The sequence below is a fragment of the Pseudomonas sp. P5_B2 genome, assembly GCF_056400445.1.
In genome coordinates this window covers 1-682 of record NZ_JBFULH010001349.1, presented here as the reverse complement: position 1 = coordinate 682, position 682 = coordinate 1, and the positions used below count along the sequence as shown (strand labels likewise).

Sequence of the window (682 nt, the reverse complement as noted above, 5' to 3'; positions counted from 1 at the left end):
GTGCGGGGTCGATCGCCATGGTTCCGGCGGTGTAATAATAAAGCGCAATAGACCTGCGCGTAATGTGCTCTGGAGTCGTTAAAGGCTCAGGGTGCCCATGATTACTGTCTTTGTCTGTATTGAAGATGACGCACCGATTGTAAATGGGCAGAACTTTTTTAAGGCAGGTCTTCATATCGATATCCCACAGTTCCAGGTTACCGCCGTATTCCTCTTGCCAGTTTTCATTCAGATAAATTATGACATTCAGTCTACGTTCAATATTAAGCTTTTTGTTGAGTCTGAAGTCTGAGTGCACCCCAAGGAAACCACCACTCTTCGTTTCATGCAGCCCACCACCGCTAAAGTAGGGATCGGGTATCAAACCTTCGATGCCCGTGAGCTTTTCAAGAAACTGCAACATGGGCGCCGAGTTAAAAGCGTTAAACACAGTCTTGAGAAAAGGGGGGCATTCATTGGGACTGATTTGACGTTTTAGTTGACCTTTATAGCCACGCTCGTAGATCATTTCGTTTTGGGTTGGCTCGACTGGAAAGTGCGAGCATATACTTGCAATCAGGTCTTCATGCAAGAAGTTATCGATAACGATATGCGGAAATGGCGTAGCCTGAACATAGTGGCTGGTCAATGAGTAACCAAAGGCGCTGGCGGCGTTCTGGTCGAAATCAAGCCCCTGTGAGAG

At 47.1% G+C, this 682-nt stretch carries 1 protein-coding gene; it reads right to left on the bottom strand.

Annotated elements, in window-relative coordinates; translation table 11 throughout:
• Window positions 1-682: 2OG-Fe(II) oxygenase (locus tag AC1DRJ_RS31160; RefSeq protein WP_477805493.1), on the bottom strand; the 682-nt coding region annotated here is incomplete at both ends.